Source organism: Micromonospora palomenae, assembly GCF_007829925.1.
GTDB classification, from domain to species: domain Bacteria; phylum Actinomycetota; class Actinomycetes; order Mycobacteriales; family Micromonosporaceae; genus Micromonospora; species Micromonospora purpureochromogenes.
Window position 1 is genome coordinate 2,009,737 of the sequence record NZ_VIXA01000002.1, and the last position, 17,006, is coordinate 2,026,742.

The window sequence follows — 17,006 nt, forward strand, 5'->3', positions numbered from 1 at the left end:
GTTGGCGCTCGCCGTGCCGACGAGACCGCGGGCGCGGCCGGCGCCGGTGAGGCGCCGGCCGGCGCCGGCCGTCAGGCGGTGCGGACCCGGCGCAGGAACCGCCCGCCCAGCTCGACCACCTGGTCGGCGTCCAGCTCGGTCGCCGGCCCGGCCACCGTGACCTCGGCCATCGCCAGCCCCGGCACCTCGGTGTCCTGCCAGCCGCCGACGAACCACGCCTTCTCCTCCTCGGCGAGGGCGAGGTTGGCGTCGTTCAGCGCGCCCGCCGGATGCGGCAGCCACAGCCGGAACTGGTGGGTGTGCGGCGGCGCCGGGTACACCCGCGCGCCGGGCAGGCCGGCCAGGGCCGCGGCCACCACCTTCGCGTGCCCGACGTAGCCGGCCAGCCGCGGCAGCTCCCGGTCCAGGCCGGCGAGGGCGGCCAGCGCCGCCGGCCACTGCTGGAAGACGGTGCCGCCGTACCGGTGCCGCCAGGCCCGCGCGTAGCGGACCAGGTCGGCCGGGCCGGCCAGCACGGCGCCGGCGTGGCCGCCGAGGGACTTGTAGAACGAGACGTAGACGGTGTCGGCGAGGGCCGCGATCTCGGCCAGGGACCGACCGAGGTGGACGGTGGACTCCCAGATCCGGGCACCGTCGAGGTGCACCCGGGCGCCCCGGTTCCGGGCCGCCCCGACCACCGCCACCAGCTCGTCCCAGGTCGGCAGCACGAAACCGGCGTCGCGCAGCGGCAGTTCGAGCAGCAGGGTGCCGACCGGCTCGTCGAGCGCGGCGACCTCCTCGGCGGTCGGATTGCGCGGGGCCGCCGTGGTGAGCACCGCCCGCAGCCCGCCGAGCACCGCGTACGCGTCGCGTTCGTGCACCAGCGGGTGGCTCAGCGGGTGCAGGCCGACCGCGCTGCGCCCGGTCACCTCGGCGCCGTAGCGCATGGCGACCTGCTGGGCCATCGTGCCGCTGGGGAAGAAGGCGGCCGCCTCGGTGCCGAGCAGGTCCGCCACCCGGCGCTCCACCGCCTCGACCGCGCCGCCCTCGCCGTAGAAGTCCGGCAGCAGCTCGTCGGAGGCGGCGGCGCGGATGGTGTCGAGCTGCTCGACGACCGAGGGCGGCCGGGCCCCGGAGAGCACGGTGTCGCAGCCGCGCAGCGCGCTGAGCCGGCGGACCCGTTCGGCGTACCCGTCGGTCATCGGGCCTCCTTCAGCCGGCGCAGGCGGGTGACCGCCTCGGTGAGCACGTCAGGGCGCTTGCAGAAGGCGAACCGGACCAGCCGCCGGCCCGCCTCGGGGTCGTCGTAGAAGACCTGGGTGGGCACCGCGACCACGCCGCACCGCTCGGGCAGCGACCGGCAGAACTCCACCCCGTCCCGCCCGCCCAGCGCGGTCACGTCGGCGGTGACGAAGTACGTCCCCTCCGGCGTCAGCGCGTCGAAGCCCGCGTCGGTCAGCCCGGAGACGAGCTGGTCCCGGCGCCGGCGCATGCCCTCCTGGAAGTCGGTGAAGTAGGCGTCCGGCAGGGCCAGCGCCACGGCGACCGCCGGTTGCAGCGGCGCCGCGTTGACGAAGGTCAGGAACTGCTTGACCCGCAGCACCGCCGAGACCAGGGGGGCCGGGCCGCTCGCCCAGCCGACCTTCCAGCCCGTGCAGGAGAAGGTCTTGCCCGCCGACGAGATGCGCAGCGTCCGCTCCCGCATCCCGGGCAGGGTGGCCAGGGGCACGTGCGGCGCGGCGGCGTCGGGGAAGACCAGGTGCTCGTACACCTCGTCGGTGACCGCGTACGCGTCGTGCTCCTGACACAGCTCGGCGACCAGGGCCAGCTCGTCGGGGGTGAAGACCTTCCCGGTCGGGTTGTGCGGGGAGTTCAGCAGCACCAGCCGGGTCCGCGGGCCGAACGCGGCGCGCAGCGCCGCCGGGTCGAAGGCGTACCGGCCGTCGTCGCCGGGACGCAGCGTCACCGGCCGCCGGACCGCGCCGGCCAGTGCGATGGAGGCCGCGTACGAGTCGTAGTACGGCTCGAAGCAGACCACCTCGTCGCCGGGCTCGCAGAGAGCGAGGATGCTGGCGGCGATCGCCTCGGTGGCGCCGGCGGTGACCACGATCTCGCCGTCCGGGTCGTACTCCAGTCCGTGGAAACGGCGCTGGTGGTCGGCGACGGCCCGGCGCAGCGCGGGGATCCCCGGACCCGGCGGGTACTGGTTCTGCCCGCCGCGCAGCGCCTCGGCCGCCGCGGCCAGCATCTCCGGCGGGCCGTCGCTGTCCGGGAAGCCCTGCCCGAGGTTGACCGCGCCGGTGCGGACGGCCAGCGCGGACATCTCGGCGAAGATCGTGGTGCCGAACGGACGCATCCGGGCCACGAGCGGGTCGACATCTGGCGTCGTCACGCCGGCCAGCCTACGGGCGCGCCGCCGGCATCACCTGCTCCCGCAGGTCACCTGGTATCCCGGTGCCGCCGCGTCGGTCACCGGCGCACGGTCGCCGACCCTGGTCGAGCAGGCGACGCTCCCCTCGTCGTCGGTGCTGCTGGCCATCACCAGCACCCGGTTCGGGTCGTCGGTGCGGATCTTCTGACGCCAGGGCAGCGACACGGCCTCGAGGCGGATGAACTCGCCGTTGGCGTCGTAGTACTGGATGTCGCCGCGCCCCTTCCCGGTCACCTCGTAGGACACCACGATCCGGCCGCGACCGGTCGAGGGCGTGGCGGCTGCCGTCGCGGGCTCGCTGGGGGTGGGCGGCGTCCAGGTGGGGAACGGACTCTCCTCGTCGTAGTCGCCGTCGTAGTACGGGTCCGGGTCGTCGTAGTACGGATCGTCGGCGGCCGGCCCCGGCGCGTACGAGCCGACCAGCATGGTGCCCACGCCCAGGCATCCGCACACGCCGAGGACGAGCACCGCGACGACGGCGATGACGATGCCCACCACCCGGCGTCCCTGAGCCGGGGCGGGTGGCGGCCGGTACCCGGGGTAGGCGTAGGGCGGCGGATAGCCGGACGGCGGGTAGGGCGACGGGAACCCGGCCGGTGGCCAGCCGGCGGGCGGCGTACCCGGTCCGACCGGACCGCCGGGCGCGCCGGCGGAAGCGCCGCCGGGAGCGGCGAAGGGCCCGGCGGGTGCGGCGTGCGGCCCGGCGGGGGGCGTCGCGGGCCGGGGTGCGGCCGGCGGAGCCGGCGGCCGGCCGCCCACGCCCCAGGTGGCGGAGCCGTCGGGCGCTGACGCGCCCTGAGATGTGGCCGGGTCGGCGGGGAGAGCCGGCGGCGTCGCGGGAGCGGTCGACGGGGCCGCCCACGGGTCCGGCGCCGTCCAGGGCTGCGGCGCGGCCAGCGGGTCCGGCGGCGTCCAGGTGGACGGGGAGGGAGGCGGTGGGGCGGTCGGGTCCGCCGGGGCGGGGCCGGCCGTCGGGGTCGACGGCTCGACCGGGGCGGCGGGCGACGGCTCGGAGGCCTGCGGTGCGGGCGGCGACGGCTCGGGCGAGGACGGGTCGGACATGGCTGCTCCGGAACGCGAGGGGGAACGGGACGAACGGGCCGCCCGAGGGACGTGCCGGATCCGCCGAGAGACTGTCGTACCGGGGGCGGGCCCGCAACCCCGTCGGCCCCCGTGGCCCGGGCGAACGGCGGGCAGGGTTGTCCGGCGGACGCCCGTTACCGGCCGATCGCTCAATTTCAGTGATTGTTTACCCGACTTCCGCGCACGCGCGATGAGCGAAACTGGGTTAGGCTGCGGACCATGTGTGGAATCGTGGGTTACGCCGGCTCGCGCCCGGCGCTCGGCATCGTGCTCGACGGACTGCGGCGGCTGGAGTATCGCGGCTACGACTCGGCCGGCGTGGCGATCGTCTGCGATGACGAACTGCTGACCGAGAAGAAGGCCGGCAAGCTGGCCAACCTGGAGAAGGTGCTCTCCGAGCGCGCCGCCAGCAACCCCGACGACTGCGCCGCCAGCCCGATCGGCATCGGGGACGGCACCACCGGCATCGGGCACACCCGCTGGGCCACCCACGGCGGGCCGACCGACCGCAACGCCCACCCGCACCTGGCCCCCGACGGCCGGGTCGCCGTGATCCACAACGGCATCATCGAGAACTTCGCCAAGCTCCGGGCCGAGCTGGAGGCCGACGGCGTCCAGTTCACCAGCGACACGGACACCGAGTGCGCCGCCCACCTGCTGTCGGCGGCGCTGGCCGACCTGCGCGGGGCCGGCGAGGCCGACAGCCCGCAGCTACTGGCCTCGGCCATGCGGGTCGTCTGCCAGCGGCTGGAGGGCGCCTTCACCCTGCTGGCCGTCGACGCCGGCATCCCCGGCGCGGTGGTCGGCGCGCGGCGCAACTCGCCGCTGGTCGTGGGTCGCGGCGACGGGGAGAACTACCTGGCCAGCGACGTGGCCGCGTTCATCGAGCACACCCGCGAGGCGGTAGAGCTGGGCCAGGACCAGATCGTCCTGATCACTGGCGACAGCATCGAGATCACCGACTTCGCCGGTCAGCCCGCCACCGGCAAGGACTTCCACATCGACTGGGACTCCTCGGCCGCCGAGAAGGGTGGCTACGACTGGTTCATGCTCAAGGAGATCGAGGAGCAGCCGCAGGCGATCGCCGACACGCTGCTGGGCCGGCTCACCGAGACCGGTGAGATCGCCCTCGACGAGGTCCGCCTCAGCGACCAGGACCTGCGCGACGTCGACAAGATCTTCATCGTGGCCTGCGGCACGGCGTACCACTCCGGTCTGGTCGCCAAGTACGCCATCGAGCACTGGACCCGGATCCCGTGCGAGGTCGAACTGGCCAGCGAGTTCCGCTACCGCGACCCGGTCCTCGACCGGTCCACGCTGATCGTGGTGATCTCGCAGTCCGGCGAGACGATGGACACCCTGATGGCGCTGCGCCACGCCAAGGAGCAGAAGGCCCGGGTGCTGGCCATCTGCAACACCAACGGCTCGACCATCCCCCGCGAGTCGGACGCCGTGCTCTACACCCACGGCGGGCCGGAGATCGCCGTCGCCTCCACCAAGGCGTTCCTCACCCAGCTCGTCGCCTGCTACCTGATCGGCCTGCACCTGGCCCAGGTGCGCGGGATCAAGTTCGCCGACGAGGTGGGCGCGGTGGTGGCCCAGCTCCAGGAGATGCCGGGCAAGCTGCGCGAGCTGCTGGACCGGATCGAGCCGGTGCGCGAGCTGGCCCGGGAGCTGAAGTCCGAGCCGACCGTGCTCTTCATCGGCCGGCACGTCGGCTACCCGGTGGCCCTTGAGGGCGCGCTCAAGCTCAAGGAGCTGGCGTACATGCACGCCGAGGGCTTCGCCGCCGGCGAGCTCAAGCACGGCCCGATCGCGCTGATCGACAAGGGCACCCCGGTGATCTGCGTGGTGCCGTCGCCGGTCGGCCGGGGCATGCTGCACGACAAGGTCGTCTCCAACATCCAGGAGGTCCGCGCCCGGGGTGCCCGGACCATCGTGATCGCGGAGGAGGGCGACGAGGCGGTCGTCCGCTACGCCGACCACCTGATCTACGTGCCGCGTACGCCGACCCTGCTGGCCCCGCTGGTCACCACCGTTCCGCTGCAGGTGCTCGCCGCCGAGATCGCCGCGGCCCGGGGGCACGACGTGGACCAGCCGCGCAACCTGGCGAAGTCGGTCACCGTGGAGTGACCTGACGCGAGCGTCCACCGGACCCCGCCCGCCGTGACCACGGCCGGCGGGGTCCGCCCGCCCGCCCGGCCGTGGCCCGGCCGACCCGGACGACCGGGGCCGGCCGCCCGCCCGCCCGGCCGTGGCCCGGCCGACCCGGACGACCGGGGCCGGCCGCCCGGCGGGACCGACCGACGACACGGGTGGGGCCGGTCACCGGCCGAGCACGATCCGGGCCATCCCGTCCAGCGCCGGGTTGCCGGCCTCCCAGTAACCGGTGTGGCCGTACCGGCCGCTGGGGAAGGTGCGCCCGCCGAAGCCCGGGTCGCTGGGGTCGTGGCCGAACCACAGCTCGTGGTCGTCGGGGCGGAGCAGCGACACCGCCGTGGCCAGCGGCGACGCCGCCAGCACCGCCCGGCCGGTGAGCTGCCCGGGCGGCTCGACCAGCCGGATCACGTCGTCCGGCGCGGTGCTCGCCCAGATCCGCTCCGGTGGCAGGCGCAGCGCCTCGGCCCGGTCCACCCCGACCCCGGGCGAGCCCACGAAGACCAGGGCGTCCGCGTCGAGACCGTGGTCCCGGGCGGCGGCGCCCACCACCAGCGACCCGTAGCTGTGCCCCAGCACCGTCTGCCGGGCCGGCGGGCCCTCGTGGGTCTCACGCAGCCCCTCCTGGAAGCGGTGCAGCGCCGGCCCGGCGTCCCCGGCCTGGCTGGACCGGGCCGCCTCGGGCAGGAAGTCCGGCGCGTCGTAGTCCAGCCAGAGCACCGCCGCCGTCTCCCGCCCCGGCGCGAGGCCGGCGCAGCGGGACAGCACCCGACCGGCCCGGCCCAGCTCGGCCGGGGCGTCGGCGAGGTCGGCGGTCATCCCCGGCACGTAGGTCAGCACCCGGTCGGCGCGGTCCGGGTTGCCGAGCGCCACGATCGCCCGCCCGTCCCCGGTCGGATCCAGCCCCAGCAGGTACGACCGGGGCGGCTCCGCCGTCGCCAGCCGCCCGGCGAGCCCGTCGAGGCCGCCCAGCCCCGCGTCGAGGCGGCGCAGCCCGGCCCGCTCCGCCGGGCCGGGGGCCGGCCGGCCCAGCAACTCCCGCCGCGCGGCGAGCAGCGCCTCCCGCCGGTCGTCGAGCAGCAGCCGGTTGGCCTGGTCCCGGGCGGCGACCGGCACCCCGTCGAGCCGCCCGACCCGGCCGGGCTCGTGCCGCACCAGCCAGCGGCGCTGGGCCGGGGTGAGCCCTGCCCACCAGGCCCGGACGGTCGCCGGGTCGGCGTCGGCCGGTGGACGGCCCGGTGGCGGCGGCTCGGCCCAGCCGGCGCGGGCCGCCGCGCTCAGCTCGTCCAGTCGGGTGGCCGCCTCCCGGTCCGCCGCGTCGGCCAGCGCCAGCGCGTCCCGCAGCGCGGCGGCCACCTGGTCCAGCGCCGCCGGTCCGGCCCGCCCGCCCGGTCCGGCTGCCGCGCCGGCGTCCGCACCCGGCGTCGCGGCCGGGCCCGACCCGGTCCCCCCGCCGGGCAGGGACCGGCCGACCGGCGGTGCGCCCGAGCGGAGCCCGGCGCCGGGCAGCACACCGGCCTCCGGGCCGGCCCAGGTCGGCGCGCTGGGCGGAGCCGCGCTGACCCCGCCGTGGCGGTCGACGAGCACCCCGGTGCGGTCGGCGAGCGCCACCGCCTCCGCCAGCCGGGCCTTCGCCACCCGCAGCCGGCCGGCGAACTCCGCCAGCACCTGGTCGGCCTCGATCAGGGCGGGCAGCAGCGTGGTCAGCTCGCCCCGGAGCGCGCCGAGCCGCCCGTCGGCCGCCCCGGCGGCCCCACCCGACCAGCCCGCGCGCAGGGTCGTCGCGCGCTCGGCCAGCGCCGCCCGGCGGCGCCGCACCGGGTCGGCCAGCCCGCGCCAGGCCGCCCCGGCCGCACCCCACCTGCCGGGCGCGGCGCGCCAGAGCTGCGCGTACCCGGTCATCGGGGCAGCCCGGCGAGCCGGCCGGCCGCCCGGTCGTCGGCGGCGTCGTACCCGTCGGCCGCCGCGCGCAGCGCGCAGCCGGCCTCCGCCACCCGGGCGGCGAGCGCCCCGTGCCGGTCGTGCACCGCGGACTCCAGCCGGGTCAGCGCGGCCGCCGCCCGCCACTCGGCCGCCGCCACCACCAGCCCCGGCACGCCGACCAGCCCGTGCGCCAGCGCGTACGCCTCGTCGGCGAGCCCGCCCGCCACCTCGCGCAGCACCGCGGCCCGCACCTGCACCGGCTCCCCGTCCACCCGCGCCCCCTCCGTCAGCACCACGTCGACGCTAGGCAGCGGCACAGGTCACCGGGAGGGCCTGTGGACGGCGGACGGTGGTCGTACCCGAGGGTTCTCCACAGGCGTTGCCCACAGCCGAGCAGGCAGCTAATCTGCCGCCCTTCCCGCCGGTAGGGTGAGCGTCGTGATCGTCGCGGTCGGCATCGACGTCGTGCTGGTGGACCGGTTCGCCCGGGCGCTGGCCCGCACGCCGCTGCTCGCCGACCGGCTCTTCACCGAGGCGGAGCGGTACACCCGCTCCGGCAACCCGCGCTCCCCGGAGTCGATGGCCGCCCGGTTCGCCGCCAAGGAGGCGGTCGCCAAGGCGCTGGGCGCCCCGGCCGGCCTGAGCTGGCACGACTGCGAGATCGTGCCGGACCCGGACGGCCGGCCCTGGCTCACCGTCTCCGGCACGGTGGCCGCCGCCGCCGTGGAGCGCGGGATCAACCGCTGGCATCTCTCGCTGTCGCACGACGGCGGGATCGCCTCGGCCATGGTGGTCGCGGAACGCTGATCGGCCGGGCGGGCCCGCGGGCCGGCCCGCGAGGTGACAGACGGGACGGTGTGGCATGAAACCGGTGTGGCGGGTCGCGGACGTACGCGCGGCGGAGGCCGGCCTGATGGCCACCCTCCCGCCCGGGACGCTGATGAAGCGGGCCGCGGCCGGGCTGGCCCGGCGCTGCGCGCTGCTCCTCGCCGACCGGGGCGGGGTGTACGGCGCGCGGGTCCTGCTGCTGGTCGGCACCGGCGACAACGGCGGCGACGCGCTCTACGCGGGGGCGCTGCTGGCCCGGCGCGGGGTCGCTGTGTCGGCGCTGCTGCTGACCCCCGGCCGGGCGCACGCCGAGGGGTTGGCGGCGCTGCGCGCCGCCGGCGGGCGGCTGGTCGACCGGCCCCCGGCCAGGGTCGACCTGGTGCTCGACGGCATCGTCGGGATCGGCGGTACCGGCGGGCTGCGGGAGACCGCCGAGCAACTCGCGGCCAGCCTGGTCCGGTACTGCGGGCGCGACGGCGCGCGGGCGACCGTGGTCGCGGTGGACGTGCCGAGCGGGGTGGCGGTGGACACCGGCCACGTGCCGCTGACCGCCTCCGGCCGGCACAGCGCGGTGCGGGCCGACGTGACGGTGGCCTTCGGGGCGCTCAAGCCCGCCCTGGTGGTGGGGCCGGCCGCCGCCCTCGCCGGGCAGGTGGAGCTGGTCGACATCGGGCTGGAGCCGTGGCTGCGCGGGTCACCGGCGCTGCGGGTGACCGAGTGGTCGGACATCGTCGAGTGGTGGCCCCGGCTCGGCCCGGCCTCGGAGAAGTACAGCCGGGGCGTGGTCGGGGTGGCGACCGGGTCGGCGACGTATCCGGGCGCGGCGGTGCTCTCGGTGGGTGGCGCCCTGGCCGGGCCGACCGGCATGGTCCGCTACGCCGGCGGGGCCCGCGCGGAGGTGCTGCACCAGCACCCGTCGGTGATCGCCACCGGGCGGGTGGCCGACGCCGGCCGGGTCCAGGCCTGGGTCTGCGGCTCCGGGCTGGGCACCGGCGAGGACGCCGCCGGCGAGCTGCGCGCGGTGCTCGCCGCGCCGGTGCCGGTGGTGCTCGACGCGGACGCGCTCACCCTGCTGGTGGACGGCTCCCTCGCCGACCGGCTGCGCAACCGGGACGCCCCGATCGTGGTCACCCCGCACGACCGCGAGTTCACCCGGCTCTGCGGGGAGGAGCCGGGGGCCGACCGGGTCTCCGCCGCGCTCCGGCTGGCCGCCTGGATGAACGCGACGGTCCTGCTCAAGGGGGACCGCACGGTGATCGGCACGCCGGACGGCCGGGCGTACGTCAACCCGACCGGCACCTCCGCGTTGGCCACCGGGGGCACCGGGGACGTGCTGGCCGGGCTGCTCGGCTCGCTGCTCGCCGCCGGGCTGGCCCCGGAGCGGGCGGCGGTGACGGCCGCGTACCTGCACGGGCTGGCCGGCCGGGAGGCGGCCCGGGGTGGGCCGGTGACCGCGTCCGACGTGGCGGCCGCCCTGCGCCCGGTGCTGGCCCCGCTGGTGGACTGAGCCGCGGTCGCGCTCCCCGGCGTGGCGCGGGTCGCCGACGCGGGCGGGAGCGCGGTCGTGTGATCACCGGCGCAAGTAGGCTGGGCGTATGTGGCAGGCCGAGGTACGCGTCGATCTCGATGCGATCCGTGACAACGTGGCCCGGCTCCGGTCGGGTACGAGCGCCGAGCTGATGGCGGTGGTGAAGGGCGACGGGTACGGCCACGGCATGGTCCCGTCGGCCCGGGCCGCGCTCGACGCCGGGGCGGACTGGCTCGGGGTCTGCACGCTGGACGAGGCGCTGACCCTGCGCCGGGCGGGGATCACCGCGCCGGTGCTGGCCTGGCTGCTCGCCCCCGGGCTGCCGCTGCACGAGGGCGTCGCGGCCGGGGTCGACCTGGGCGCCGCCAGCCTGCCGCAGCTGGACGAGATGATCGAGGCGAGTCGCCGGGCGGACCGCCCGGCCCGGCTGCACCTGAAGATCGACACCGGGCTGTCCCGGGGCGGGGCCACCGTCGCCGACTGGCCGACCCTGCTGGAGGCCGCCGCGAAGGCCCAGGCCGACGGCCTGGTCGAGGTGGTCGGCGTGTGGAGCCACTTCGTGTACGCGGACATGCCCGGCCACCCCACCACGGATCGCCAGCTCGCGGTCTTCCACGAAGGGCTGGCCATGGTCGAGCGGGCCGGGCTGCGCCCGCGCTACCGGCACCTGGCCAACTCGGCGGCCACGCTGACCCGCCCGGACACCCACTTCGACCTGGTCCGCCCGGGGATCGCCGTCTACGGGCTCTCGCCGGTGGCGGGGGAGCGCTTCGGGCTGCGTCCGGCGATGACCGGCCGGGCCCGGGTGATGCTGACCAAGCGGGTGCCCGAGGGCACCGGCGTCTCCTACGGTCACACCTACACCACCGGGCGGGAGGCGAACCTGGCCGTGGTGCCGCTCGGCTACGCCGACGGGGTGCCCCGGCACGCCTCGAACGTCGGGCCGGTGCAGCTCGGCGGGAAGCGGCGCACCATCTCCGGTCGGGTCTGCATGGACCAGTTCGTGATCGACTGCGGCGAGGACGCGGTGGCCGCCGGGGACGTGGCGACCCTCTTCGGCAGCGGCGCGGACGGCGAGCCCACCGCCGACGACTGGGCCGAGGCGGTCGGCACCATCAACTACGAGATCGTCACCCGCTTCGGCAGCAGCCGGGTGCCGCGGGTCTACGACGGCGAGCGGCCGTGAGCGCGAGGAGGGAGCCGATCTTGCGAGGCCCGCAGCCGCGAACCGAGGTGGCACCGTGAGCGCGCAGCGCTTCCGCATCCCTCGGCCGCGGACCGCAGCCGGCAAGGTTGCCGGCGTGGTGGGGGCCGCGGTCGGCGTCGCCGCCGCGGGGCTCGCCGCGGGCATGGTGAGCGAGCGCGCCCTGGTCCGCCGGCTCAAGGCCGACCCCACCGACCGGTACGCGCACGAGGTCTTCGGCGAGCAGCGGTACGACGACGCGTTCCGGCTGGAGCTGCCGGACGGCACCGACATCCACGTCGAGGTGGTCGAGCCGACCCGTCCGGCGCCGGGGCGGCCGACCGTGGTGCTGGTGCACGGCTTCTGCCTGGATATGGGGACGTTCCACTTCCAGCGCAAGCTGCTCGCCGAGCGGGGCGAGCACCGGATCGTCGCGTACGACCAGCCCGGACACGGCCGCTCCGGGCGGCTGGAGAGCGGCGAGTACGACCTCGCCGCGCTGGGCCGCACCCTGCGCCGGGTGATCGACCGGACCGCCCCGGAGGGGCCACTGGTGCTGGTCGGCCACTCGATGGGCGGAATGACCATCATGGCCTTCGCCGAGCTGTACCCGGAGATGTTCGGCGACCGGGTGGTCGGCACGGTGCTGATGGCCACCTCGGGCGGCCTGCTCGCGGAGACCAAGCTGGTGGCCCCGGCGCTGATCGGCCGGGTCGGCGCGCCGGTGCTCTACATGATGAGCAACGCCACCCGGTACGGCGGCACGGTCATCGACCGGGCGCGGAAGTCCACCTCCAACGTCGCCTGGCTGCTGACCCGCAAGTACGGCTTCGGCACCCGCAAGCCCAGCCCGGCCCTGGTCTCCTATGTGGAGGAGATGAACTCGCGGACCTCCGCCGACACGGTCACCCGCTATCTGCGTACCCTCGCCACGCACTCGCGCTTCCCGGCGCTGGCCGCGCTCAGCGGCACGCCGGTGCTGGTCGTGGTCGGTGACAAGGACATGATCACGCCGGTGACCCACTCGGAGGAGATCGTGCGCCGGCTGCCGCACGCCCGGTACATCAAGGTCAACGACAGCGGGCACGTGGTGATGCTGGAACACGCCGACGAGGTCAACAAGGCGCTCTGGGACTTCCTGGAGGGGCTGTGACGCTGACCGTCACGCTGCCGACGGTCGAGGACACCCACGCGTTCGGCCGCCGGCTGGCCGGGGTGCTGCGCGCCGGTGACCTGCTGCTGCTCACCGGCCCGCTGGGCGCCGGCAAGACCGCGCTGACCCAGGGCATCGGCGCCGGGCTGGGGGTGCTCGGCGCCATCACCTCACCGACCTTCGTGATTGCCCGGGTGCACCGGCCGGACCCGGCCCGGGGCGGCACGGTGGCCCTGGTGCACGCCGACGCGTACCGGCTGGGCGATGCGGCCGACCCGCGGGCCGAGATCGACGACCTGGACCTGGACGCCTCGGTGGACGACTCGGTGACCGTGGTCGAGTGGGGCGAGGGGCTGGTCGAGCAGCTGGTCGACGCCCACCTGCGGGTACGCCTCGACCGGCGGGAGGACGACACCCGGCTGGTCGAGCTGGAGCCGGTGGGGGGCGACTGGGCGCGGCGCCTGGAAGCCCTGCGCTGAGGGCTGTCGTACCAGCTGCCTAGAGTGCCGGCACAGACTGCGAAAGGTTGCCGATGCCCGACGAGACCCCCGCCCTCGACCTGCTGGCGCTGCTGCCGGAGGAGTGGCGTGCCGTGCTCACCACGCACCTCGACCCGGCCCGCACCGCGGCGCTGGCCGAGTTCGTCGCCCGTGAGTACGCCACCCAGACCGTCTTCCCGCCGGTGGAGGACCTCTTCTCCGCCTACCGGCTGTGCGCGCCGCGCGAGACCCGGGTGCTGATCCTCGGGCAGGACCCCTACCACCGGGCCGGGCAGGCGCACGGGCTCAGCTTCAGCGTCCGCGACGGGGTGGCGGTGCCGCCGTCCCTGCGCAACGTCTTCAAGGAGCTGGGCGAGGACCTGGGCGTGCCCAAGCCGCGCAGCGGCAACCTCAGCGGCTGGGCGGCGCAGGGCGTGCTGCTGCTCAACGCGGTGCTGACCGTCCGCCAGGCCACCCCCGGCTCGCACGGCAACAAGGGGTGGGAGGAGTTCACCGACGCGACCATCCGGGCGCTCGACGCGATGGAGCAGCGGGTGGTCTTCCTGCTCTGGGGCGGCTACGCCCGCAAGAAGGCGGCCCTGGTCACCAACCCGCAGCACGTGGTGCTGGAGGCCGGGCACCCCAGCCCGATGAACCCACGCGGCTTCCTCGGCAGCCGCCCGTTCAGCGCCGCGAACAAGGCGCTCGCCGACGCCGGTCTCCCCACCGTCGACTGGGAGCGCTCAGCGGGCTGACCCGCCGCTCGGCTGACCCGGCTAGGGGCTGCCGGGCGACTGCGAATCCGGCCGGGCGGCGGCCTGCCGCTGGCGGTGGCGACGCAGCAGTTCGGCGGCGCGGGGGTCGGTGAGCTCCACCGCGACCAGCGGCACCACCCGGTAGCTCCGCTCCCCGTGCCGCACCTCGATCGCCTCCGGCAGTTCTTCGCACATCTGCGCGCGGAGCTGGCCGTACCGGGTCTGCCAGCGGTGCTCGCCGGGCTCCTCCGGTTCCAGGCGGAGCCCGCCGAACTCGCTCCACCGGGCGTTCCACCGTTGTCCGTAGGCCGCGTCCAGCCAGGCGGTGAAGCGGGCCGAGTCACGCCAGCGAACGGCGATCTCGACCGCGTCGGTCGGCACCGGGGCGCCCTGGAGCAGCGCTGCGGTACTGCCGGTCAGCAGATGGGGCAGGTCGCTCAGCCGGTCCAGGATCCGGTCCAGTCCCAGGTCGTCGACCCGCTGGGCGAGTGGCCGGGCGGCCAGGGCGTCCATCCGGGCGTCGAGGTGGCAGTCCAGTGGCTCGACGGCGACGGCCAGCTGGAGATCGAACGCGGCGAGGAGTCGCTCGATCAGCGGGACGCTGGGTACCCGCTCACCCCGTTCGACGCGCGCCACCGCCCCCTGGCTCACCCCGGCCAGGTCAGCCAGCTCCTGCTGCGTCAGCGACCGTGCGCCCCGCTCCCGACGCAGGATGGCGGCGATCTGGGTGGCGAGGCGACTACTCTCAGGCATCCATGGATGATGGCCCAACGGCAGTGAGCGATATGCCCGTCAGTCATATTTATGCCTGACAGGCATATCGCTCACTGCGGTGTGTGGGGGGCTGACGTTACCGTCGGTAACGGCGGCTGTTCCGATGGTCAACCGGTTCACCAGGCGGCACTGGTAGCGGCCGTGGGGCGGCTGGCCGGTCGCCCACGCCCGGAGGACCGCCCACGGCGCCCGGCCGACGGGGTGTGACCGGGGATGACCGGTCGGGCGACTAGGCTGGCATACCGTGCTCGTACTGGTGGTGGACTCCTCGACCCCCGCGGTGACCGCGGCGCTGGTGGAGGTCTCGGCGGACGGGGTCGTGCCGCGGGCGCACCGCTGCACGGTCGACGCGCGGGCCCACGGCGAACTGCTCGCGCCGCAGGTGGACGCGGTGCTCGCCGACGCGGAGGCGCGGCCGCGCGACCTGGGCGCGATCGTCGCCGGGCTCGGTCCCGGCCCGTTCACCGGGCTGCGGGTCGGCCTGGTCACCGCCGCCACGATGGGCCAGGTGCTCGGCGTCCCCACGTACGGCGTCTGCTCGCTGGACGCCATCGGCTATCCGGCGGCGCTCGGCGAACCGGTCCTGGCGGCCAGCGACGCCCGCCGCCGGGAGGTCTACTGGGCCGTCTACGACGGCGCCGGCCAGCGGATCGCCGGGCCGAACGTCGACACCCCCGCGGTCGCCGCCGAACGGGCCCGCGGCCTGGCTGTCACCGCCGCGGTGGGCGACGGCGCCCATCGGTACGCCGACGTGCTCGACCTGCCGCTGCGGGTCGAGCCGCGCTACCCCGACGCCACCGCGCTGGCCGCGCTGGCCGCCGAGCGGATCCGGGCCGGCGCGCCGACGGAGGCGCTCACCCCGCTCTACCTGCGTCGGCCGGACGCCGTGGCGGCGACCGCCCGCAAGTCGGTCCTGCCGTGAGCGCGCCGGTACGACTGACCCGGTTCCGCTGGTGGCACGTCGACGAGGTGTTGCCGATCGAGGCCGACCTCTTCGGCGCCGAACAGTGGTCCCCGGCGATGTTCTGGAACGAGCTGGCCAGCGGCCACTGGTACCGGGTCGCCACCGACGTCGACGGCACGGTGCTCGGGTACGCGGGGCTGACCGTCCAGCCCGACGAGGCCTGGGTGCAGAACATCGCCGTCCGGCGGGACGCCCAGCGGCGCGGCGTCGGCCGGATGCTGCTGGAGGAACTGCTCGCCGAGGTGGCCCGGCGCGACGTCCGCACCGTCCTGCTGGAGGTGGCGGCGGACAACGCGCCCGCCCAGAAGCTCTACGCCACGTACGGCTTCGAGCCGATCGGCGTCCGCCGCGGCTACTACCAACCGAGCAACACCGACGCGCTGGTCATGCGGCGCGTCGCGGCCCCGACCGAGGACGGGACGGACGACTGATGGCTGACGAGCCCCTGGTCCTGGGGATCGAGACCTCCTGCGACGAGACCGGTGTCGGCATCGTGCGCGGGCACACCCTGCTCGCCGACGCGATCGCCTCCAGCGTCGAGCAGCACGCCCGGTTCGGCGGCGTGGTGCCCGAGGTGGCCAGCCGCGCGCACCTGGAGGCGATCGTGCCCACCATGGACCGGGCGCTGAAGGAGGCGGGCGTGACGCTCGCCGACATCGACGCGATCGCGGTGACGTCCGGCCCGGGGCTGGCCGGCGCGCTGCTGGTCGGCGTGGCCGCCGCCAAGGGCTACGCGCTGGCCGCCGAGAAGCCGGTGTACGGGGTGAACCACCTCGCCGCGCACGTCGCCGTGGACACCCTGGAACACGGTCCGCTACCCGAGCCGGCGGTCGCCATGCTGGTCTCCGGCGGGCACTCCTCCCTGCTGCTCGTCGACGACCTCGCCCGTGGCGTCACCCCGCTCGGCGCGACCATCGACGACGCGGCGGGGGAGGCCTTCGACAAGGTGGCCCGCCTGCTCGGACTGCCCTTCCCCGGCGGCCCGTACATCGACCGGGAGGCCCGGGCCGGCGACCCGGCGGCGATCGGGTTCCCGCGCGGTCTCACCGCCGCCAAGGACCTCGCCGCCCACCGGTACGACTTCTCCTTCTCCGGCCTGAAGACCGCCGTCGCCCGCTGGGTCGAGGCACGCCAGCGCGCCGGTGAGCCGGTGCCGGTGGCCGACGTGGCGGCCTCCTTCCAGGAGGCGGTCTGCGACGTGCTGACCGCCAAGGCGCTCGACGCCTGCCGGGCCAACGGGATCGAGACGCTGGTGATCGGCGGGGGAGTGGCCGCCAACTCGCGACTGCGGGCCATGGCCGAGCACCGCGCGGCGAAGCACGGCATCCGGGTCCGCGTACCCCGGCCGAAGCTCTGCACCGACAACGGCGCCATGGTCGCGGCGCTCGGTTCGCACCTGGTCGCGGCGGGGGTGACGCCGAGCCGGCTGGACCTGCCGGCCGACTCGGCCCTGCCGCTGACCACGGTCAGCGTGTGATGGCACGGAAGGGGAGCGCCGACGTGATCGTGCGGATGTGGGAGGCGCGCGCGGAGCCGTACGGCTTCGCCGACCTGATCACCTGGGTCTGCGACACCGCCCTGCCGGAGCTGGAACACGACCCGCTGCACCTGTCCAGCGAGGTCTTCTCCTCCACCGACCACCGGGTGGTGGTCGTCTCCAAGTGGCGGAGCAACCCACAACCGCTGCCCGAGCCGCCGGCCATGCTGGTCGCCCGGCCCCCGCACTCCTGGGACTTCACCCAGGTCGACCGCTGAGGAACGCGTCGGCG

At 75.7% G+C, this 17,006-nt stretch carries 17 protein-coding genes; 11 read left to right on the forward strand and 6 right to left on the reverse strand.

The annotated features are described in order from the left end of the window. Nucleotides 1–71: 71 nt before the first annotated feature. The 3 genes from FHX75_RS20555 to FHX75_RS20565 are packed head-to-tail and all read right to left on the reverse strand — an operon-like array spanning nucleotide 72 to nucleotide 3,472. A complete protein-coding gene (locus FHX75_RS20555; protein WP_154941860.1) occupies nucleotides 72–1,181 on the reverse strand; it encodes a threonine aldolase family protein in 1,110 nt (369 codons plus the stop codon). Then, entirely contained in the window at nucleotides 1,178–2,371 is a 1,194-nt protein-coding gene (locus FHX75_RS20560) for a pyridoxal phosphate-dependent aminotransferase (protein WP_154941861.1), read from the reverse strand. The genes FHX75_RS20555 and FHX75_RS20560 overlap by 4 nt, the downstream gene beginning before the upstream one ends. A gap of 30 nt (nucleotides 2,372–2,401) precedes the next feature. After that, nucleotides 2,402–3,472, reverse strand: a complete 1,071-nt coding sequence (locus tag FHX75_RS20565; protein ID WP_154941862.1) for an MmpS family transport accessory protein — start codon at nucleotides 3,470–3,472, stop codon at nucleotides 2,402–2,404. 240 nt (nucleotides 3,473–3,712) lie between these two features. Here FHX75_RS20565 and glmS point away from each other — a divergent pair, with 240 nt between their 5' ends. Further along, a complete protein-coding gene (gene glmS, locus FHX75_RS20570; RefSeq protein ID WP_154941863.1) occupies nucleotides 3,713–5,626 on the forward strand; it encodes a glutamine--fructose-6-phosphate transaminase (isomerizing) in 1,914 nt (637 codons plus the stop codon). Between the two features lie 192 nt (nucleotides 5,627–5,818). Here the strand turns inward: glmS and FHX75_RS20575 are convergent, their stop codons facing one another. Together FHX75_RS20575 and FHX75_RS20580 are read right to left on the reverse strand one after the other, a co-directional pair. Beyond that, nucleotides 5,819–7,552: an alpha/beta hydrolase gene (locus FHX75_RS20575; RefSeq protein WP_154941864.1), complete on the reverse strand. Its 1,734-nt coding sequence runs from the start codon at nucleotides 7,550–7,552 to the stop codon at nucleotides 5,819–5,821. Then, nucleotides 7,549–7,866: a hypothetical protein gene (locus FHX75_RS20580; protein ID WP_246158239.1), complete on the reverse strand. Its 318-nt coding sequence runs from the start codon at nucleotides 7,864–7,866 to the stop codon at nucleotides 7,549–7,551. Before FHX75_RS20580 ends, FHX75_RS20575 begins: the two co-directional genes overlap by 4 nt. A 145-nt stretch (nucleotides 7,867–8,011) precedes the next feature. Between FHX75_RS20580 and FHX75_RS20585 the strand changes: the two genes are divergently transcribed. From FHX75_RS20585 to FHX75_RS20610, 6 genes are all read left to right on the forward strand, one after another. Continuing rightward, entirely contained in the window at nucleotides 8,012–8,380 is a 369-nt protein-coding gene (locus FHX75_RS20585) for a holo-ACP synthase (RefSeq protein WP_088960309.1), read from the forward strand. A gap of 55 nt (nucleotides 8,381–8,435) precedes the next feature. Further along, entirely contained in the window at nucleotides 8,436–9,908 is a 1,473-nt protein-coding gene (locus tag FHX75_RS20590) for an NAD(P)H-hydrate dehydratase (protein ID WP_154941865.1), read from the forward strand. An 88-nt stretch (nucleotides 9,909–9,996) separates the two neighbouring features. Next, nucleotides 9,997–11,115: an alanine racemase gene (gene alr / locus FHX75_RS20595; RefSeq protein WP_154941866.1), complete on the forward strand. Its 1,119-nt coding sequence runs from the start codon at nucleotides 9,997–9,999 to the stop codon at nucleotides 11,113–11,115. Nucleotides 11,116–11,170: 55 nt separating this feature from the next. Continuing rightward, on the forward strand, nucleotides 11,171–12,265 hold the full coding sequence (locus FHX75_RS20600; RefSeq protein ID WP_154941867.1) for an alpha/beta fold hydrolase: 1,095 nt from the start codon (nucleotides 11,171–11,173) through the stop codon (nucleotides 12,263–12,265). Further along, nucleotides 12,262–12,744, forward strand: a complete 483-nt coding sequence (gene tsaE / locus FHX75_RS20605; protein ID WP_088960313.1) for a tRNA (adenosine(37)-N6)-threonylcarbamoyltransferase complex ATPase subunit type 1 TsaE — start codon at nucleotides 12,262–12,264, stop codon at nucleotides 12,742–12,744. Before FHX75_RS20600 ends, tsaE begins: the two co-directional genes overlap by 4 nt. A 53-nt stretch (nucleotides 12,745–12,797) precedes the next feature. Beyond that, entirely contained in the window at nucleotides 12,798–13,499 is a 702-nt protein-coding gene (locus FHX75_RS20610; protein ID WP_154941868.1) for a uracil-DNA glycosylase, read from the forward strand. 21 nt (nucleotides 13,500–13,520) lie between these two features. Here the strand turns inward: FHX75_RS20610 and FHX75_RS20615 are convergent, their stop codons facing one another. Then, entirely contained in the window at nucleotides 13,521–14,252 is a 732-nt protein-coding gene (locus FHX75_RS20615) for a helix-turn-helix domain-containing protein (protein ID WP_154941869.1), read from the reverse strand. 265 nt (nucleotides 14,253–14,517) lie between these two features. Here FHX75_RS20615 and tsaB point away from each other — a divergent pair, with 265 nt between their 5' ends. The 4 genes from tsaB to FHX75_RS20635 are packed head-to-tail and all read left to right on the forward strand — an operon-like array spanning nucleotide 14,518 to nucleotide 16,992. Next, the gene (gene tsaB / locus FHX75_RS20620) at nucleotides 14,518–15,195 is read left to right on the forward strand and encodes a tRNA (adenosine(37)-N6)-threonylcarbamoyltransferase complex dimerization subunit type 1 TsaB (protein ID WP_154941870.1); all 678 of its coding nucleotides are present in this window, start codon (nucleotides 14,518–14,520) and stop codon (nucleotides 15,193–15,195) included. After that, entirely contained in the window at nucleotides 15,192–15,668 is a 477-nt protein-coding gene (gene rimI / locus FHX75_RS20625) for a ribosomal protein S18-alanine N-acetyltransferase (RefSeq protein WP_246158242.1), read from the forward strand. Before tsaB ends, rimI begins: the two co-directional genes overlap by 4 nt. Further along, on the forward strand, nucleotides 15,668–16,714 hold the full coding sequence (gene tsaD / locus FHX75_RS20630; protein ID WP_154941871.1) for a tRNA (adenosine(37)-N6)-threonylcarbamoyltransferase complex transferase subunit TsaD: 1,047 nt from the start codon (nucleotides 15,668–15,670) through the stop codon (nucleotides 16,712–16,714). The genes rimI and tsaD overlap by 1 nt, the downstream gene beginning before the upstream one ends. A gap of 23 nt (nucleotides 16,715–16,737) precedes the next feature. Continuing rightward, on the forward strand, nucleotides 16,738–16,992 hold the full coding sequence (locus FHX75_RS20635; RefSeq protein WP_154942069.1) for a hypothetical protein: 255 nt from the start codon (nucleotides 16,738–16,740) through the stop codon (nucleotides 16,990–16,992). Nucleotides 16,993–17,006 lie beyond the last annotated feature (14 nt).

What these genes read in the sequence shown, in the direction of transcription:
- FHX75_RS20555 (WP_154941860.1), bottom strand. Translation starts at nt 1,181, where the DNA reads ATGACCGACGGGTACGCCGAACGGGTCCGCCGGCTCAGCGCGCTGCGC.
- FHX75_RS20565 (WP_154941862.1), bottom strand. Translation starts at nt 3,472, where the DNA reads ATGTCCGACCCGTCCTCGCCCGAGCCGTCGCCGCCCGCACCGCAGGCC.
- glmS (WP_154941863.1), top strand. Translation starts at nt 3,713, where the DNA reads ATGTGTGGAATCGTGGGTTACGCCGGCTCGCGCCCGGCGCTCGGCATC.
- FHX75_RS20575 (WP_154941864.1), bottom strand. Translation starts at nt 7,552, where the DNA reads ATGACCGGGTACGCGCAGCTCTGGCGCGCCGCGCCCGGCAGGTGGGGT.
- FHX75_RS20590 (WP_154941865.1), top strand. Translation starts at nt 8,436, where the DNA reads ATGAAACCGGTGTGGCGGGTCGCGGACGTACGCGCGGCGGAGGCCGGC.
- alr (WP_154941866.1), top strand. Translation starts at nt 9,997, where the DNA reads ATGTGGCAGGCCGAGGTACGCGTCGATCTCGATGCGATCCGTGACAAC.
- FHX75_RS20610 (WP_154941868.1), top strand. Translation starts at nt 12,798, where the DNA reads ATGCCCGACGAGACCCCCGCCCTCGACCTGCTGGCGCTGCTGCCGGAG.
- FHX75_RS20615 (WP_154941869.1), bottom strand. Translation starts at nt 14,252, where the DNA reads ATGCCTGAGAGTAGTCGCCTCGCCACCCAGATCGCCGCCATCCTGCGT.
- tsaD (WP_154941871.1), top strand. Translation starts at nt 15,668, where the DNA reads ATGGCTGACGAGCCCCTGGTCCTGGGGATCGAGACCTCCTGCGACGAG.